This window comes from Vibrio coralliilyticus ATCC BAA-450 (assembly GCF_000176135.1).
Taxonomy (GTDB): Bacteria; Pseudomonadota; Gammaproteobacteria; order Enterobacterales; family Vibrionaceae; genus Vibrio; species Vibrio coralliilyticus.
The window spans coordinates 1-17777 of sequence record NZ_ACZN01000011.1 but is presented as its reverse complement, the minus strand read 5'-3'; the positions used below and the strand labels follow the sequence as shown (position 1 = coordinate 17777).

Sequence of the window (17777 nt, the reverse complement as noted above, 5' to 3'; positions counted from 1 at the left end):
CTATCCGACACTACGCTTGTCAGTCAGCAGCTCATCGACCAGCTCTTCAAGTGGTTTGGGTTTGCCAATCACATAACCTTGGGCGTAATCCACACCCAGCTCCACCAGAAGATCAATGATGCGGGTATTCTCAACGAATTCGGCAACGGTTTGTTTGCCCATCTGCTTAGCTAAATCATTGATCGAACGCACCATTAGGTGGTCGACTTCATTAACGTCGATATCGCGAACAAACAAGCCATCGATTTTCACGATGTCTACTGGCAGTTTCTTCAGGTAACCAAACGAAGAGAGGCCTGAACCAAAGTCATCCAATGCAATTTTGCAGCCCAACCGCTTAAACTGAGAGAACAGCTCTATCGCTTGATTCATGTTACTCATCGCGGCTGTTTCAGTAATTTCAAGACAGATTTTTTCACACGGTACAGGGCTGTGCTGAAGCGTATCCAGTAGGAAAGCAATAAACTCCTTATTACCCATCGAGTGGCCGGAGAGGTTAATCGAACACATACCAAGATTCGCCAACGCCTCAGGATTGGCAGCCAGCCAATCTAGGGTTTGAGTCACCACCTGCTTATCCAGCAACTGTGCGATATTGTAGCGTTCTGACGCTGGCATAAAGATACCCGGAGAAATGTATTCCCCTTCGGCATTGCGAATACGGATGAGGATCTCGAAATGCATCGGCGCATCGTCTTGGCTCAAAGCCAGAATCTGCTGGGCAAACAATTCAATCCGATCATTCGCCAACGCATTGTGCACTAAGCTGACACATTCCATTTCCTGCTCACGTCGTTGCAGATCAGCATCATCCTGACAGTAAAGGTTGTAGCGGTTACGCCCTTCCTCTTTGGCGGCATGACAAGCCGTATCCGCCTGAGCATGAACCATTTGTGGAGAGTCAGCGGTATGGTCAATCAAACGGATACCAATCGAGCACGTCATATTGAGACGGATGTCATCCCAGACAAAAGGTTGCTCACTGAGTGTCATGACAATCGTATTGGCAACGTTTTTAGCATCACGCTCAGTGCAGTCTTTGAGTAGTACTGCAAACTCATCACCACCCATACGCGCCAAAATAGCGTTATAAGGCAGCACCTCTTCCAGCATGCTGGCACAGAACTGGATAGCGGTATCTCCTGCCTCATGGCCCGCAGTATCATTGAGCACTTTAAGCTGGTCGAGGTCCAAGTACAGCATAGCGTGAGTCCGGGTGTAGCTTTCTACTTCCAGTAACGATTTTGCCAGCTCCATTTCAAAATGATTTCGGTTAAACGTTCCTGTCAGCAAATCGTGACGAGCCTGATATTCCAACTGCTCTGCCAGCTTCTTAGTCTCGGTAATATCCTCACCAACAATCAGCAAATGCCCAGACTCAACCAACGGGCGAATGTTCTCGCGAACCCAGACTGCTCTTCCGTCCGCGTGACGATATTCAATTTCACGTCGCCACACGCCGCGCATCGCTTGCTTAGGTTGCAACAGAACTTGCCTTGGGGTGACTGCATCTTGATGAAAATAGAATTCACCCAACGAGTGGCCCAGTACTTGGTTCGAGGTATAGCCGAGCAGCTGTTCAGCAAAGTGATTAACCTGCTGAATACAGTTGTGGTCATCTAAGGTGATCATCATTACAGGTTGCTGGTCGTAGTAATGGCTTAGATTCGCTTCCCTTTGGTACAGCCGCGCTTCGGTAATTTTCCTTGAGGTAATATCTCGTGCTTCGAGCAGAAAATCAGCCCCCTGCCCAGTCTTAGGTAAAGGCTTAAGCGAGATTTCCAGTACAATTGAACCTTGTTCTGAGTGCCAGATTTCGGCTTCAAACTGAGTGTTTTGCTCTGATTTATCGGTGTTAAAGTAGCTTTTCAACTGCTGGGCTGCTTGATCTTCCCAATGCTGATGCTGCCAGATAGGCCGATCAACACTGAAGTCCTGATGGTAAAACAATTCCTGGAGCTTACTGTTGCTTGAAACAGTCCGTCCCTGAGCGTCTAGCAAGCCGATAAAGTGATAGCTCTGATCAAAGACCATTTCGATTAATGTCTGGCTTTCCTTGGCTAGGGTCTCGCTTTTTTTCATTCGGCTCAGGTAGTAAACCAAAACCACAATGATGACGGATAAGAGCACGACCAGACTGGCAACCGCTCGAAGTTCCTTTTGAAACCGCACTGTGAAAGGTTGAGGCTTGTTAAATAAAGTGGATATTGCTTCGCCTTCAATGCCTAATCCCCATCTCACTACTGCCTGATAATCAAGTTTAATTTCCGGAATGCCCGCCTCCACTTTAGGTAGAGTTTTCGAGGTGGAATTCAGCACTTTCAATAATTGCTGGGCGGCTTGCTGGCCTTGTGTTCTGCCACTCAAAATTACCCCGCCAACCGCTCCATGACCTAGTCCTAGATCATGTACCATATAAATCGGCGATTTAGACTCTTGATTGAGCTGCTCCCATTCATCTTCTGTCGCAACGCGCCCGTTCTTGTCTCGGTAATAAACCCAAAACAAAACAGCACTGGATTTGTCTAATGAAGAAGTAAATTCGATCAGTTGTTGGTACGTTTCCGGAACCAATTGTTCAACCATAGTTTGATACTCGGTATTGAGCGTCAGAAATTGCTCGACCTGGCGCCTGACAGCCTCACCTGTCACCGAGTGATCGCTTAAAATGTATATTGTCTCCACCTCTGGTTGAACACGTTCAATGAGCGTGACATTACTGTAGATATCAATATCTTCTACCACGCCTGTCGCTCTGAGCTGAGAATGCATCTGCGGGTTGTAGTTATTGATACCGCCAAATATCACTGGTGTCTCACCAATTTCCGGCGCTAAACGCTGCATCAGGTTAAGTGCATTATTGTCACTGACAACAATGGCAGAGAAGGTTTCCTGAGATAATTTGGTTTGGTAGAGCTTGTAGAGTTGCTCTAGGTAGGCAGGGTTCTGTAGTCGCTTTGAATCAAGGTACACCACTCGTGTCGTGATGCTTTCTCCACGTAAAATATCTTCCAGACCATATTGGAAGGCGTCGGTCCAGAAAAAGCCCGGATGGTAGGAGTGAACAATCAATACATCTTTATCTTTAGCGTGTGCATGAGAAAGGCTTGTTAAAAATACAGCTAGAAGAATCAGACAAAAGCGCACTAAAATAGCTCTCAGATAAAGTTAGCGATTAGTTTAATAGTATCACTGTTGTTGATATTTTGAACTAAAGACATAGCGTTAAGTAGAGATGAAGATGCAAGCTCACAACACCAAGCTCGACGACCTCGACCGTGCCATTTTAAAAACTCTGATGGAAGATGCCCGAACGCCTTATGCTGAAATGGCTAAGCAGTTTGAAGTCAGCCCGGCCACGATTCATGTGCGAATTGAAAAGATGAAAGCCGCGGACATTATTCAGGGAACAGAAGTGATCGTCGATACTAAAAAGCTGGGCTATGACGTGTGCTGCTTTATCGGTATTAACCTCAATGCCGCGCGTGACTATCACTCCGCTCTAGAAAAGCTCAACGCATTAGAAGAAGTGGTTGAGGCCTATTACACCACAGGTGCATACAATATTTTCGTTAAGCTGATGTGCCGCTCGATTGAAGAACTACAGTTTGTGCTAATTGATAAGCTTCAGGCGATTGATGAAGTGCAATCGACTGAGACTCTTATCTCCTTACAAAACCCAATCAATCGAAACGTTAATCCGTAATAAATTATCCAATAAAAAGGCCCGCATGATGTGGGCCTTTCTATTATTTTGATTCCAGGTACTTCTTAAGCTCTTCAGCTGAGATGCCCTGCTCGGCAATGGTTTTAGCAATCGAGGCAATTTCTTCCCCTTTGCGATCTTCAACGACTTGCTGAAACTGGTAAACGATGTCACGCAACATATGAAGTGGGACTTGTTTCGCCGCACTACGAATGCGCTCACCACTTTGGTTACCCAGCTCGTTTAATAGTTTTCCAAACATAACTTTTTCCGGAGCATCTTCCAGTTGCTCCAGTACACGAGCCATTTCGTAAGTTGTCATCGACATCGAGGTTTAGCATCCACAATAGTTATTAGAAGTGAAGGTCAAATATACAATGTTTTTTTAGTCGTTCAAAGCAATTAGACAAAACTTACGCAATTGCCGCATGCCATTTTTTACCAGCTTTACTCATCAGTACAAAAATACCCGGTACGATGATAAACATTTGCACAGCGATCATCACCTGAGGCTCCATACCTAAACGCTGCACTGTACCTACGACCAGCCCTGAGCCGCTCATCTGGAAAAGACCCAATAACGCCGCAGCCGTGCCCGCTTTGTCACCAAACGGAGCCAATGCCTTACCAGCAGCTGCACCTAGCACCCATGCGAAACCGACTGAAGACAAAAAGATTGGCAACATGAAGGCCAGTGCCGATTGCTGCTGTGCCATCACCAACATCACAACGCCACCTAGGCCAAGGGTCATGATTCCTACAACTAGTGTTTTATGCGTACCATACTTATCCATAAATTTAGGCGCGGTCATACAAGCCGCAATGTTAATCACGGCGTTGATACCAAACCACAGAGTAAACTCGTTCATGCTCAGACCCAGGTTCTCCATCAACACCACTGGCGCTGATGTTACGTAAGCAAGAATCACGGCCATCGCGAGCATACACAGCGAAGCATGAAAGATGAACGAAGGTGTTTTGAGCACCGTCATATAACGACTAGGACGAAAAACTGGTTCTTTGCTCGGTGCAGGATTGGTTTCTTTCATTCCGATGAACATCGCAACCAAAGCCACCATGGCAAAGCCTGCCATAAACGAGAAGTTTGAGCGCCAACCGAATTGCTGTGTAAGCCAGCTGCCCAAGATAGGCGCCAGTGCAGGAATAAAGCAAATTGCACCATTCAGATAGCTGATCATCTTGCCACTTTTCTGCGGCCCAAAAATATCGCGAACTGTTGCAAAGGCTGCTACCGATGTCGCGCACGCACCTAAGCCTTGCAGCAGCCTAGCAGCTAGCATCCATTCAATGTTTTGAGCACCCCACGCCAATAAGGCACTCAATGCGTAGATACTAATACCACCCAATGCAACAGTTCGACGTCCTACTTTGTCTGCCAATGGACCGGCAAATAGTTGACCGACACCCATAGCGAACAAAAACCATGTAATCGTATCTTGTGCAAGTGCGTGTTCCACGTGAAACGCCTGAGAAATCTGAGGTAAAGCAGGCAGATAGATATCAATTGCCAAGGGGCTGAATAGCACCAACAAGGTGAGCAACACCATTTGCATTTTACCGTGATTTTGTTGATAAGCAGTTTGCACGAAGAAGACTCCCGCCAAGAATTGATGAAATTGTTTGCAGTGTAAGCTAGTCTAGATATGACATCCAATGACACTTTATCATTAAAGATATTCCCCTAAGGAATTTCATGTGCATATAGAAAAACTCGCCCGTCTCGACCTCAATCTTTTAGTTTGCCTCAAAGTGCTTGCTGAAGAACTTAATGTTACTCGCGCCGCACATCGATTGTGTTTAAGCCAGTCGGCGGTCAGTAAAAGCCTCGCCAAGTTACGCATACAGTTTGAAGACCCGCTGTTTATTCGCCACGCTCATGGGCTAAAACCGACACCGAAAACACTGTTCCTAAAACCCAAACTGGATAGCCTAATTAACCATTTGGAACAAATCACTCAGCCCGAGCAATTCGCACCAGACTCGAGTGATCACAAGTTCCAAATTGCCGCTGTAGAAAGTGTTTATCCGTTAATCCTGCCCCATTTCTTGCCGGAGATTTTTAAGCGGGCCCCGGGCGTCACCATCAGCACACATTCGTGGGCAGACCAAACCTTTAAGCAGATTCAACGTGGCGAAATTGACCTTGGTATCACGGGGAAGGACATTGATATCAATGATGCTAAATTGACTATGTTACCGCCCAACGACATCTGTGAGCAGGAAATCTATCGCGACAATCAAATGTGCCTGTTACGCCACAACCACCCGATTCTCTCGGGTAGCTGGAATCTTGATACTTATCTTGAGCAAAGGCATGTTCAGGTTCGCTGTGATGGTAATGATCGCTGGTTATTGGATTACAGGCTGGCTGACATAGGTAAAGAGCGTGATATTGCCATCACAGTACCAGACTTTAATAGCGCAGCCAGCCTCTGTTCCTATACCGATTTCATCTTCACAGCGCCTAGTCATTTCGTGAAATTATCGTCCAAACAACTAGGCCTCACCGTATTGCCTCTACCACTGGAATTCCCTCCGATGGCCTACACCTTGTTCTGGCATAGAGACAGAGAAAATGATCCTGCGTTGTCTTGGTTACGTCGAATAATTAAAGACAAAACCACAGCATTGAGATGATTTGCAGGCTGACGGTAAAAGGAGTAGCTTATTGCCACATCGTCCGCTTTTTAGAAAGGACGCGTGAATAAATGATAAAGGATTAATAGATGCTTACCAATACTGAACAACGTTTGGCGGCCATTCGTGAATGGCTGGTTCAGCACAATATTGATGCGTTGCTCATCCCACATGAAGATGAGTACTTAGGCGAATATGTGCCCGCTCATAACGAACGCTTGCACTGGTTGACGGGCTTTACTGGTTCTGCGGGTGCAGCAGTAATTACACAAGACAAAGCAGCGATGTTTGTCGATGGCCGCTACACCGTTCAGGTGACTAAAGAAGTGCCAGCCGATCTATTCGAGTATCGTCACTTGATCGAAGAACCTGCTTTGGATTGGTTGAGAGGCCAGCTTTCTCAGGGCCAAACGGTCGCGATAGACCCAAGAATGCACAATTCCGCTTGGCTAACGATGGCACAATCAAAGCTTTCAGGTTCACTGGAACTAAAAGTACTTGCTAGTAACCCTATCGACGAACTATGGCATGACCGCCCTGCTCCCGTCGTTTCAGACGTACGTCTGATGGCGACAGAAGCCGTGGGGCAATCATGCGAGTCTAAGCGAAAAGAGATTGCCCAGTTAGTTGCTCAGGCAGGCGCCGATAGTGCGGTAATAACCGCTTTGGATTCCGTCTGTTGGCTACTTAACATGCGCGGTTTAGATGTATCTCGTCTTCCTGTTTTGTTATCACATGTCATTCTCCATGCCGATTCAACTTTGGAATATTTCCTAGACCCTACTCGCTTACCTGAAGGTTTCGCTCAGCACGTAGGTGAAGGCGTAAGTGTGCATCACCCAGAAGCCCTACAAACGCGCCTCGAAGCTTTGTCAGGAAAAAGTGTCTTAGTCGATCCAACAACAAGCAACGCATGGTTTAAGTTAGTACTTCAGAACAGTGGTGCTAGCGTTGTAAGTGCTGCCGATCCATGTCTTATGCCAAAAGCAGCGAAAAACGCTGTTGAAATTGCTGGTATGAAAGCATGTCATATTCGTGATGGCGTAGCGATGAGTCAGTTTTTGTGTTGGCTAGATGATGAAGTAGCAAATGAAAGACTGCATGATGAAGCTACTTTGTCAGACAAGCTGGAATCATTCCGCAGGCAAGATCCAACCTTGATGGATCTTAGCTTTGATACTATTTCCGCAGCAGGCGGTAACGCAGCCATGTGTCACTATAATCATGAGAATCAACCTGAGCCTGGTAAGCTAGAACTCAATACACTTTATCTAGTCGACTCTGGCGGTCAGTATCTCGATGGCACTACCGATATCACCCGAACTATTGCTATCGGTCAACCAAGCGACGAAATGATTAAGCAGTTCACGCTTGCACTGAAAGGCCATATTGGTGTTGCTCGCGCCCGTTTCCCGAAAGGTACACGTGGTTATCAGATTGATACACTAGCGCGCCAACATTTGTGGGCCGAGGGATTTGATTATGACCACGGCACTGGCCACGGTGTTGGCCACTTCCTAAACGTCCATGAAGGCCCCGCCAGTATATCGAAACGACAGATCGATGTTCCTTTAGTAGAAGGCATGGTGCTTTCAAACGAGCCGGGCTATTACCGCGCTGATGCTTTTGGTATTCGTATCGAAAACCTTGAGCTGGTCGTAGAAACAAAAACTAATGGTGACTTCCCAGTCCTTTGCTTCGAGTCCCTGACTCGTTGTCCTATTGATACTAGAAACATCAATGTCGACATGTTGACTAAGCCAGAGTTGAATTGGGTAAATGAATATCACCAGAAAGTTTGGAACGATATCAGCCCATTAGTAGAAGGCGATGTCAAAGCCTGGTTGGAAACAGCCACTCAGCCAATAGCGCATAGCTGATCGCTATTTTTCTAGAAATAAAAAAGCTCTCCTATGGAGAGCTTTCTTTGATGTTTCACGTGAAACATATCAGCCTGAGTATGCTGAATGCCAGTCTTTCCAAACCGGGTCAAACCCTTTTGCTCGAATCATCGCCTCTACCGAGCTCGCACTTCTTTCATCACTTATCTCAAACTGTTCTAATTCAGCTTCATCATTTGCATAACCACCGGGTTGAGTCTTCGACGCGGCAGACATTGATGTCACACCAAGGGGTAATACATTGTCTCTAAATTCAGGTGACTCGCGAGTAGACAACGAAAGTTCCACTTCAGGGTTTAGTAAGCGAAACGCACAAATCAACTGGACTAGTTGCTTGTCTGTCATCACCGACTTAGGTTGAAGCGCTCCCTCACAAGGTCTTAGACGAGGGAAAGAGATCGAGTAACGTGTTTGCCAATAGGTACGTTCAAGATAATCGAGATGGGTTGCAACATAAAAGCAGTCAGTCCTCCACTCTTCTAGCCCTATAAGTGCACCAATTCCAATCTTATCAATACCTGCTTTTGCTAATCGATCCGGTGTTTCTAAGCGATACTCAAAATCCGTTTTGTTGCCACGCAGATGATGTTCCGCATACGTCGAAGGGTGATAAGTTTCCTGATACACCATGACAGCATCGAGACCTAATGTTTTGAGCTCTGCATACTGGTCTTGATCGAGCGGCTGCACTTCCATCGCTAAGTAATTAAATTTTTCTTTAATGATGGGCAACATCTCGCGGAAATATTTCATCCCGACTTTAGTTTCATGCTCACCAGTGACTAGAAGCACGCTATCAAACTTCATGCGTTTAATTGCTTCAACCTCGGCTTCTATTTCATCCTTATTCAATGTTCGGCGTTTAATACGATTCTCCATTGAAAAACCACAATAGGTACAAGCATTCGCACACAGGTTTGATAAGTACAGAGGAATGTACAATGAAAGCGTATTGCCAAATCGCTTTCTAGTTAACGCGTATGATAGCTGCGCCATTTGTTCCAAGTAAGGTTCAGCTGCTGGTGAAAGTAGCGCCTTGAAATCTTCTAGATCTCGTTTGGGTTTCGCTAGCGCTCGCTCAACATCCTTAGCTGTCTTGGCATAAATTGACATCGAAATGTCATCCCAATTCAGCTTTTTGAATTGATCAACGAAAGTCATTCTCAATACCTACTTTAACTACAGTTCATCGAGAAAAGACGTCAACGGACTTGATGCTACCGCGTGAGATACCTGGCCAGCTAAACCGGCCTCATACGCCATTCGCCCAGATTCAACGGCCATTTTAAATGCAGTCGCCATCGCAACCGGGTCGGCAGCTGCTGCAATCGCAGTATTGACCAATACGGCGTCTGCACCCATTTCCATCGCACGCGCAGCATGAGAAGGCGCGCCAATACCAGCATCGACGACAACGGGAACGTTAGCTTGGTCAATAATGATCTCAAGAAAATCATGCGATGCTATGCCCTTATTTGAGCCAATTGGAGCTCCTAAAGGCATTACTGCTGCACATCCCACCTCTTCCAATCGCTTACACAAAACAGGATCTGCATGACAGTAAGGCAGTACCGTAAATCCATCTTTGACCAGTTGCTCTGCTGCCGCTAAAGTTTCTATCGGATCAGGCATTAGATACTTAGGGTCTGGATGAATCTCGAGTTTGAGCCAATTGGTACCCAGAGCCTCTCTTGCTAAATGCGCAGCAAATACTGCGTCTTTGGCATTTTTCGCCCCTGAAGTGTTAGGCAATAAATGCACTCCTGCTTCAATTAAAGGCTGAAGAATGTCATCTTGTTGATCGTATATATCAACACGCTTCAACGCCATGGTGGCCAATTGTGAGCCCGACGCCTTAATCGCCTGTTCCATTAGAAATTTGTTGGCAAACTTTCCAGTGCCCGTAAACAGTCGTGACTTGAATTCTCTGTCTGCAATCTTAAGCATCGTTGTTACCCTCCAGCAATGGCTTGAAAAAGTGAAATCGCATCGCCTTCATTCAGGCAAGTGGTTGGCCAATCACTACGTGGCACAACGGTATTGTTAATAGCAAACACGCATCCGACTTCAGGCAGTGAAAACTGCTGAATGATGTTTTCTAGGCTCGCGCCTGCGCTGATACGCTGAGACTGTTCGTTGATGATTATGTGTATCTCGCTCATTGCTTCACTTCTTGATTATGTAATTTGGTTGTCATTGACTGCACACCGAACACTGCTGGTCGCGCGCAATCGTCATCACTTGCCAGTTAAGTTTTAGTCCGTTGAATAAGTGCAATTGGCCAACAGGAAAATCAAAATGCCCTAATGCCAATTTCTGTAATGTCGCTAATGCTTGATAGTTGCCTAAGGTGCCTACGACAGGACCTAAGATCCCATTTTCACTGCATTTGCTCGGCTGACTTAGCTCATCAAAGGGGTAGAGACAGCGATAACATCCTGACTCTTTGCTCGATGAATAATCGAATACAGCAAATTGTCCTTGCCAACCAATAGCGGCAGCAGAAACAAGCGGCTTACTCTGTTGGTAGCAGACTAAGTTGATCAACTGACGCGTTTGAATATTGTCGGTACAATCCAACACCACATCCGCTAACATCACTTCTAGCGCTAATTGAGATGCTGATAGCCGCTTTCCGATGGTGCGTATTTGCACACCAGAGTTAAGCTGGTTTAACTGTTGGCGCATAGCCTCAGTTTTTGCTTTATCGAGATTGTTCTCGCGATAGACAATTTGACGTTGCAGATTACTAGTATCAACATCATCATCGTCGACCAGCACCATTCGGCCCACTCCAGCTGCAGCTAAATACAGACTCGCTGCACTACCTAATCCACCGCAGCCAATAATCAAAACATGCGATTGAGTAATCTTTTCCTGCCCGCATTCGCCAATTTCCGGCAGTGAAATCTGCCTTTGATAACGTAAGAAATCTCGGTCGCTTAGCATGCCGATACCTCATTCGAAACATCATTACTAATATTTTGCCGCTCATCGGTAGTTAACCGAGTAAAGAATTCAACAGCTTGTTCCAGCAAAGGTGCTTGAGTGATAGCGCTCACCAACGCCAAACTAGTAACGCCACAGTTCCAAACTAGATGCGCATTGGATTGCGTGATACCACCAATCGCAACAGTAGGTACGCCTGTTGAATTTAGATAAGGCATGGTATTGACCAGCTTTTGATAGAGAGCAAGTTTCACTAGCCCTTGAGGGTTGGTTGCGATTTGTTTCGTCTGGGTAGGAAATATGTGCCCCAAAGCGAGATAGCTTGGATTGGTCTGTGCCACTCGAAGCAACTCATAATAACCATGGGTCGATAACCCTAAACGCAAACTGGATTTAGCTAATTCAGCTAAGTTGCTTTCCTCAATATCCTCTTGGCCTAGATGAACACCATAAGCTTGATGCTTAATTGCTAGACGCCAATGATCGTTGATAAAGACCTGAGCGTCATATCTGCGACCAAGTACAACTGCATCTTCAATTTGTTGCTCCAAATCATCTGACAGTGGATCCTTAATTCTTAACTGAACGGTTTTGACACCACTCTCTAAAAGCGTCTTGACCCATTCAACGTTATCAACAACTGGGTACAACCCTAAATCACATTTAGATACGGTGGGAAATGCCAATTGGTTACCTGATTTAATCCAGCCAGCGCTAATCCCTAGTCGGTGATCTTCGAGAACAGGGGATGGAAAATCGATAATGTTCTCTGCCCATGTTTCACGTGAAACATTCGCCATGGCTCGTGCAAGTGTAAGAGCATCTTCAAACGTAAACGCCAAGCTGATTAGGGTGACAACCCATGCAAAGTGACGTTTACGATCAAGCTCTGATTGATTGACTGAACTCGCTAACGCACATATTTGCTCACGACTAGGGTCTAGCCAAATATCTAGAACCTGATTTACATCCAAGACATTAATGTAAACGTGAGATGAAGCTATTATGGGCCTAGATGGCTCGATAGTGATACCAGAGTAATACTCGATAAAGAACGTACGTTCATCGCCCACCACGCCGGACTCAACTAAATCTGTAGCCAGCTTTGTCCATTCTGAGCCATGAGATATATGAACTGTTTGAGCTGGGCTGACGCCCAGCTCAATGTTTTCTATCTCGAAGCCTTTTTCCTTGGCCAGCTGTAAGCATTGCTCAATTTCAGGTTTGACGTCAGCCAACGCTGTAGGAATAAGGATCGTTGCCATTACTCCTCCGTTACAGCCGTAGCAGCGGGATGGTAGAGCTCTGAGCCTGTGTCACGAAACTCCTTCGATTTCTGACGCATTCCTTCAAGTGGATCATCCAACATTTTGACACTGATCGCTTGGTCCGCTGCTACTTGCTCGGTATCTTTGGCGTATTCACGCACTTCTTGTGAGATCTTCATTGAGCAGAATTTTGGACCACACATAGAGCAGAAATGGGCAACCTTACCGGATTCTTGGGGCAGGGTTTCATCATGGAAAGCACGGGCGGTATCAGGATCGAGCGCAAGGTTAAACTGGTCTTCCCAACGGAACTCAAATCGTGCTTTTGACAGTGCATTGTCGCGCACTTGTGCCCCAGGGTGCCCTTTAGCTAAGTCGGCAGCGTGCGCGGCAAGTTTATAGGTAATCAGTCCAGTTTTTACATCTTCTTTATTAGGCAAACCTAAGTGTTCTTTTGGGGTCACATAACACAGCATCGCACACCCGTACCAACCGATCATCGCCGCACCAATACCTGAGGTAATGTGGTCATAGCCAGGAGCAATATCTGTGGTTAGAGGGCCGAGCGTATAGAAAGGGGCTTCATGGCAATGCTCTAGCTGCTCTTCCATGTTCTCTTTAATCATATGCATTGGCACATGCCCTGGGCCTTCAATGATCACCTGAACATCATACTCCCACGCGATCTTTGTAAGTTCTCCAAGGGTGCGTAATTCTGCAAACTGGGCTTCATCATTTGCATCAGCTACAGAGCCAGGACGCAGGCCATCACCAAGCGATAACGCCACATCGTATTTAGCACAGATTTCACAAATCTCGCGGAAGTTGGTATAGAGGAAGCTTTCCTGATGATGAGCAAGACACCATTTAGCAATGATAGAGCCACCGCGTGAGACAATGCCTGTCACACGTTTGGCTGTCATAGGTACATAGCGAAGGAGTAAGCCTGCATGGATGGTAAAGTAATCCACGCCCTGCTCCGCTTGCTCAATTAAGGTGTCACGCATTACCTCCCAATTGAGATTTTCGGCAATGCCGTTCACTTTCTCCAATGCCTGATACATAGGTACTGTACCAATTGGGACAGGGCTATTACGCAGAATCCATTCGCGAGTCTCGTGAATGTTACGACCAGTAGACAGGTCCATCACTGTATCGCCACCCCAACGTGTCGACCAAACCAGCTTTTCAACTTCTTCCTCAATGGATGAGGTCACAGAGGAATTACCAATGTTGGCATTTACCTTCACAAGAAAGTTACGGCCAATGATCATAGGCTCAGATTCTGGGTGATTGATGTTTGAGGGGATAATGGCGCGACCTTCGGCGACTTCTTTTCGCACGAATTCGGCGCTGATTTCATCGGGAAGATTGGCACCAAAACTTTGCCCTGGATGCTGCTGATTAAGAACCTGATCGCGATACTTTGCGCGGCCCATATTTTCGCGTAACGCAATATACTCCATCTCAGGTGTTATAATGCCTTTGCGTGCATAGTGCAGCTGAGTAACACATTGGCCATCTTTCGCACGACGGATGCGTGGCAGATTGCCATATCGAAGCTCATCGAGCGTTTCATCTTCCAGTCTCTGTTTGGTGTACACAGAGCTGACATCATCGAGTACTTCTGTATCGCTGCGCTCTTCTATCCACTCCTCTCTCAGCTTAGGTAAACCGCTGTACAGGTCTATTGTATGAGTAGGGTCGGTATAGACGCCTGAAGTATCATAGACGCGTACTGGCTCATTTGGCTCGAAAACTGGAGAGTCTTTGGTACCCCCAATTAAGCTATCTGCGAGAGATATTTCGCGCATCGGGACACGAATATCGGGGCGTGAACCCTCTACATATACTTTGTGCGAATTTGGGTACGGTTGTACCGAAAGAGAATCAATGAACTGTTTTGCTTCCAGTCTCGCTTGCTTGCGACTCGACATAGCATTTTTCCTTGCTTTGTTATTCTAGATAAAAAGATTTTGGATAAAAATGCTTGGCGGATAGATGCGACAAGAGGAGTCAAAATACAGGTGATGCGACTAGAGTGTTAACTAATGATCACCGAAACAACTTCGACTATTTGATAGATGCACCCAGAGAGAATTCTGGTGTAGGTATCGTCTCTTGTTCCCTTCGCAGGTGTTAGCCTGATCAGGTTCAACGGATCCCGAATTAACGGTCTCAGCCTTATGGCACTCCGACAAGTAAAATCAGTATATAAAAACGGCCTGGTGAAACCAAGCCGAGTTGTCTATTTTTAGAACAATTTTATCAAGTATTAGCTTTTGATCAGAATTTGAAACCCTATCCAAGCCGCCGATATGCTCAAGACAACATTGAGCAGTACATTTAGCCCCATCTTGAAAAATGCACCTTGCTGCATAAGAAGTACATTATCCATTGAAAAGGTTGAGAAGGTAGTCAGCGCGCCAAGGAAGCCTAGGCCGATGATCTGACGCCATGGTTCGGTGGCCAACATTTCATTTTCAAATGCGGCAATCAACAAGCCCATAATAAATGAACCCACAACGTTGACCGTCAGCGTACCATAGGGGAAACCTCGCCCGAGCAATACCACACACAATTCTGAAACCAAGTATCGCGAGCATGCACCAAAAGCACCACCTAATGCGATAAATCCAAGTATAGAAAGTTGTCCCATGGTTCCTCCTGTCAAATTCTGCCGTATTGTATCTGGAATAAGGCTATTTTCGAATCAAAATCGCAACACATTGTCTCAAATTAATTTTGAGATTTAAAAAGTTACAGGAGTCACTTTACTTCGATGTAACCCATTAGTCCGGTTTTCATGTGTTCAATCACGTGGCAGTGATACATCCAGCGTCCTGGGTTATCTGCAACAAACGCCGCTTTGGCTCTACCGTTTTTACCTAGCAGTACGGTATCGGTATGGAACGGTTCTGCAATCTTTTTACCGTCCATTTCTAGAACTGTGAATGTATGACCGTGAATATGAATCGGGTGGTGATATTGGGTAACGTTCTTTAAATCAAATATATAAGTTTTACCGTACTCGAGCGTCGCCAACGGAGCCGGGATATTATCTTTACTCATTCCTTCCCACGCTCGCTTGTTGGTTAGCCAGAATTTAGGCATAGCTTTGCCATCTTTACTCGTTGGAGTAACAGCTCCTTCCCACTCAAAAACAAAGTCAATTTCCTCAGCATTAGCCAAATCAAGCTGCGGCACTGGGTTCAATGGTAATTCGGGCAACGCTTGAGACTCAGGTAAAGAAGATTCGACAACTTCGAATTCACACAGAGGAAATGGGAAACGCCCCTTCATTTGACGAACATAGACACGCTCACCAGCTTGAGGAGCGATAAGACCTATATCAACCCTCATTCCTGGGCCAATTTTATGCTGAGATAGCTTATAGGGCGTTTTAACAGGGTTACCATCGATAGCGATGACCCATGCCTCAGCACCTTCCACTGCAATCGGGTAAGTAATGGTATTGTCGACGTTCGCGATTCGCAACCGTGTGGTCGCTCTGGCCTTCAATTGGTAAATCGGCTCATGCACACCGTTCACACTACTCCACTCCCCTGGAGTACCCATTCGCGCACTCATACGCGGGATCATTAAGTCTTTCCACTGGCCTTGCTTGTCTAGGTGCCAGTGTTTAAGCATCAACTCATGTTCCTCTTCGAAGATAACGGGCTGGCTTTCTTCAACAATGATCAGCCCAACTAACCCCATTCCAAGCTGCTTAACACTGTTCATATGTGGGTGGTACCAGAATGTGCCGGCATCAGGTGGTGTAAATTCATAGCTGAAGGTCTCACCTGGCATGATAGGAGGCTGGCTAAGGAATGGGACGCCATCCATTTCAATCGGAATTCTCAGGCCATGCCAATGGATAGTAGTCGGCTCTGATAGCATATTAGTGAATCTTATGATGACGGGCTCACCCTGACGACAACGAATCGTAGGGGCGGGAATCTGCCCATTGAATCCAAGCACTTGGGTTTCATAGCCAGGCACCAATTCTGCCGTAGCAGGTTCAGCCGTAATATCGTAGATATAACGGCCCTGAGGATCGGTTGAACGATTGACTGAGCAAGCAGGTAAAACACTGAGTGCCGAAATGGCGAGTGAGGATTGCAGGAAGCGACGACGAGAAATTTCCATATTCTGATAACTTTTAGTGATGCATCAGCAAAATGTAACAAACTATTAGTAATAATTCTCAACAAGAGAGCAAGTTTTGGTAAAACCAGTGAATTGGGAATGATAATTTCGAGTTGGCTTAAGAAATATATCCTTCATTGCTACTCAGTCTAAGAAAATACTAGCCTATCCTACCTAAGCAATTAGCTGGAATATAGGGACAGAGGTTCCGCTCTTGCAGCTGGGACTCGCAGTCGATATGAGGTGACCGTTCATATGCTCTAGAAAATAGACGCCACTAACATGTATTGCTTTAGTAATGAGGGAAGTAAGTAAACAGTGAAATTAAAAAGGCTCTAGTCTTTCGACTAGAGCCTTGAAGATGGCAGGGGTGGAGAGATTCGAACTCCCAACACGCGGATTTGGAATCCGCTGCTCTGCCAATTGGAGCTACACCCCTGTAGAATCTTTCAAATTGTAGATTCGAAAAAACCTCGCCATAGCGAGGTTTCTAAATAAGTGGCGGAGCGGACGGGACTCGAACCCGCGACCCCCGGCGTGACAGGCCGGTATTCTAACCAACTGAACTACCGCTCCGCACTGGTTAGACTTAAAGTCTAAATTTAAAGCCTGGCGATGTCCTACTCTCACATGGGGAAGCCCCACACTACCATCGGCGCTATTGCGTTTCACTTCTGAGTTCGGCATGGAATCAGGTGGGTCCACAACGCTATGGTCGCCAAGCAAATTCTTTAATTCGGAAAGCTGTTTTTAAGTTCTGTATTTACACATTCAAAGTTCTTGCTTTGAGTCTATCAAAACCCTTTGGGTGTTGTATGGTTAAGCCTCACGGGCAATTAGTACAGGTTAGCTCAACGCCTCACAACGCTTACACACCCTGCCTATCAACGTTCTAGTCTCGAACAACCCTTTAGGACTCTCAAGGAGTCAGGGAAGACTCATCTCAGGGCTCGCTTCCCGCTTAGATGCTTTCAGCGGTTATCGATTCCGAACTTAGCTACCGGGCAATGCCATTGGCATGACAACCCGAACACCAGAGGTTCGTCCACTCCGGTCCTCTCGTACTAGGAGCAGCCCCCTTCAATCTTCCAACGCCCACGGCAGAGTAGGGACCGAACTGTCTCACGACGTTCTAAACCCAGC

General features: G+C 46.2%; 14 protein-coding genes, 2 tRNA genes, 2 rRNA genes and 1 riboswitch. Of the genes, 3 read left to right on the top strand and 15 right to left on the bottom strand.

The annotated features are described in order from the left end of the window. A complete protein-coding gene (locus VIC_RS02335) occupies positions 1 to 3147 on the bottom strand; it encodes an EAL domain-containing protein (protein ID WP_006957543.1) in 3147 nt (1048 codons plus the stop codon). A 94-nt stretch (positions 3148 to 3241) separates the two neighbouring features. Between VIC_RS02335 and asnC the strand changes: the two genes are divergently transcribed. Then, the gene (gene asnC, locus VIC_RS02330) at positions 3242 to 3706 is read left to right on the top strand and encodes a transcriptional regulator AsnC (protein ID WP_006957542.1); all 465 of its coding nucleotides are present in this window, start codon (positions 3242 to 3244) and stop codon (positions 3704 to 3706) included. A 43-nt stretch (positions 3707 to 3749) separates the two neighbouring features. Here the strand turns inward: asnC and tsrA are convergent, their stop codons facing one another. Further along, positions 3750 to 4034 carry an H-NS-like global regulator TsrA gene (tsrA, locus tag VIC_RS02325; RefSeq protein WP_006957541.1) on the bottom strand — a complete coding sequence of 95 codons (285 nt, stop codon included), beginning with the start codon at positions 4032 to 4034 and terminating at the stop codon, positions 3750 to 3752. An 85-nt stretch (positions 4035 to 4119) separates the two neighbouring features. Next, on the bottom strand, positions 4120 to 5313 hold the full coding sequence (locus tag VIC_RS02320) for a multidrug effflux MFS transporter (RefSeq protein ID WP_006957540.1): 1194 nt from the start codon (positions 5311 to 5313) through the stop codon (positions 4120 to 4122). A gap of 109 nt (positions 5314 to 5422) precedes the next feature. Between VIC_RS02320 and VIC_RS02315 the strand changes: the two genes are divergently transcribed. Continuing rightward, positions 5423 to 6364, top strand: coding sequence for a LysR family transcriptional regulator (locus VIC_RS02315; protein ID WP_006957539.1), 942 nt, complete (start codon positions 5423 to 5425; stop codon positions 6362 to 6364). An 89-nt stretch (positions 6365 to 6453) separates the two neighbouring features. Further along, positions 6454 to 8244: an aminopeptidase P family protein gene (locus tag VIC_RS02310; protein ID WP_006957538.1), complete on the top strand. Its 1791-nt coding sequence runs from the start codon at positions 6454 to 6456 to the stop codon at positions 8242 to 8244. A 69-nt stretch (positions 8245 to 8313) separates the two neighbouring features. On the opposite strand, the gene thiH is transcribed toward VIC_RS02310, so the two are convergent. The 12 genes from thiH to VIC_RS02250 form a co-directional block, all read right to left on the bottom strand. Continuing rightward, on the bottom strand, positions 8314 to 9426 hold the full coding sequence (thiH, locus tag VIC_RS02305) for a 2-iminoacetate synthase ThiH (RefSeq protein ID WP_006957537.1): 1113 nt from the start codon (positions 9424 to 9426) through the stop codon (positions 8314 to 8316). Between the two features lie 18 nt (positions 9427 to 9444). After that, positions 9445 to 10212, bottom strand: coding sequence for a thiazole synthase (locus VIC_RS02300; RefSeq protein WP_006957536.1), 768 nt, complete (start codon positions 10210 to 10212; stop codon positions 9445 to 9447). Between the two features lie 5 nt (positions 10213 to 10217). Further along, entirely contained in the window at positions 10218 to 10427 is a 210-nt protein-coding gene (gene thiS / locus VIC_RS02295; RefSeq protein ID WP_006957535.1) for a sulfur carrier protein ThiS, read from the bottom strand. A gap of 31 nt (positions 10428 to 10458) precedes the next feature. After that, positions 10459 to 11214: a HesA/MoeB/ThiF family protein gene (locus VIC_RS02290; RefSeq protein WP_006957534.1), complete on the bottom strand. Its 756-nt coding sequence runs from the start codon at positions 11212 to 11214 to the stop codon at positions 10459 to 10461. Then, positions 11208 to 12479, bottom strand: coding sequence for a thiamine phosphate synthase (locus tag VIC_RS02285; RefSeq protein WP_006957533.1), 1272 nt, complete (start codon positions 12477 to 12479; stop codon positions 11208 to 11210). The genes VIC_RS02290 and VIC_RS02285 overlap by 7 nt, the downstream gene beginning before the upstream one ends. Further along, entirely contained in the window at positions 12479 to 14419 is a 1941-nt protein-coding gene (gene thiC / locus VIC_RS02280; RefSeq protein ID WP_006957532.1) for a phosphomethylpyrimidine synthase ThiC, read from the bottom strand. The genes VIC_RS02285 and thiC overlap by 1 nt, the downstream gene beginning before the upstream one ends. Positions 14420 to 14590: 171 nt before the next feature. Continuing rightward, positions 14591 to 14689: riboswitch (TPP riboswitch) on the bottom strand. A 68-nt stretch (positions 14690 to 14757) separates the two neighbouring features. Then, a complete protein-coding gene (gene crcB / locus VIC_RS02275) occupies positions 14758 to 15141 on the bottom strand; it encodes a fluoride efflux transporter CrcB (protein WP_006957531.1) in 384 nt (127 codons plus the stop codon). A 110-nt stretch (positions 15142 to 15251) separates the two neighbouring features. Next, complete coding sequence (locus VIC_RS02270) at positions 15252 to 16634, bottom strand: multicopper oxidase family protein (RefSeq protein ID WP_006957530.1); 1383 nt, start codon at positions 16632 to 16634, stop codon at positions 15252 to 15254. A 362-nt stretch (positions 16635 to 16996) separates the two neighbouring features. Then, positions 16997 to 17073, bottom strand: a tRNA-Trp gene (locus VIC_RS02265). 60 nt (positions 17074 to 17133) lie between these two features. Beyond that, a tRNA-Asp gene (locus VIC_RS02260) sits at positions 17134 to 17210 on the bottom strand. Between the two features lie 31 nt (positions 17211 to 17241). After that, a 5S ribosomal RNA gene (gene rrf / locus VIC_RS02255) occupies positions 17242 to 17357 on the bottom strand. A gap of 92 nt (positions 17358 to 17449) precedes the next feature. Continuing rightward, positions 17450 to 17777 (bottom strand): 23S ribosomal RNA (locus VIC_RS02250); the annotation flags it as partial.

Coding starts and splice junctions, on each gene's coding strand:
- asnC (WP_006957542.1), top strand. CDS start 3,242: ATGCAAGCTCACAACACCAAGCTCGACGACCTCGACCGTGCCATTTTA.
- tsrA (WP_006957541.1), bottom strand. CDS start 4,034: ATGTCGATGACAACTTACGAAATGGCTCGTGTACTGGAGCAACTGGAA.
- VIC_RS02310 (WP_006957538.1), top strand. CDS start 6,454: ATGCTTACCAATACTGAACAACGTTTGGCGGCCATTCGTGAATGGCTG.
- thiH (WP_006957537.1), bottom strand. CDS start 9,426: ATGACTTTCGTTGATCAATTCAAAAAGCTGAATTGGGATGACATTTCG.
- VIC_RS02300 (WP_006957536.1), bottom strand. CDS start 10,212: ATGCTTAAGATTGCAGACAGAGAATTCAAGTCACGACTGTTTACGGGC.
- thiS (WP_006957535.1), bottom strand. CDS start 10,427: ATGAGCGAGATACACATAATCATCAACGAACAGTCTCAGCGTATCAGC.
- VIC_RS02290 (WP_006957534.1), bottom strand. CDS start 11,214: ATGCTAAGCGACCGAGATTTCTTACGTTATCAAAGGCAGATTTCACTG.
- VIC_RS02285 (WP_006957533.1), bottom strand. CDS start 12,479: ATGGCAACGATCCTTATTCCTACAGCGTTGGCTGACGTCAAACCTGAA.
- thiC (WP_006957532.1), bottom strand. CDS start 14,419: ATGTCGAGTCGCAAGCAAGCGAGACTGGAAGCAAAACAGTTCATTGAT.
- crcB (WP_006957531.1), bottom strand. CDS start 15,141: ATGGGACAACTTTCTATACTTGGATTTATCGCATTAGGTGGTGCTTTT.
- VIC_RS02270 (WP_006957530.1), bottom strand. CDS start 16,634: ATGGAAATTTCTCGTCGTCGCTTCCTGCAATCCTCACTCGCCATTTCG.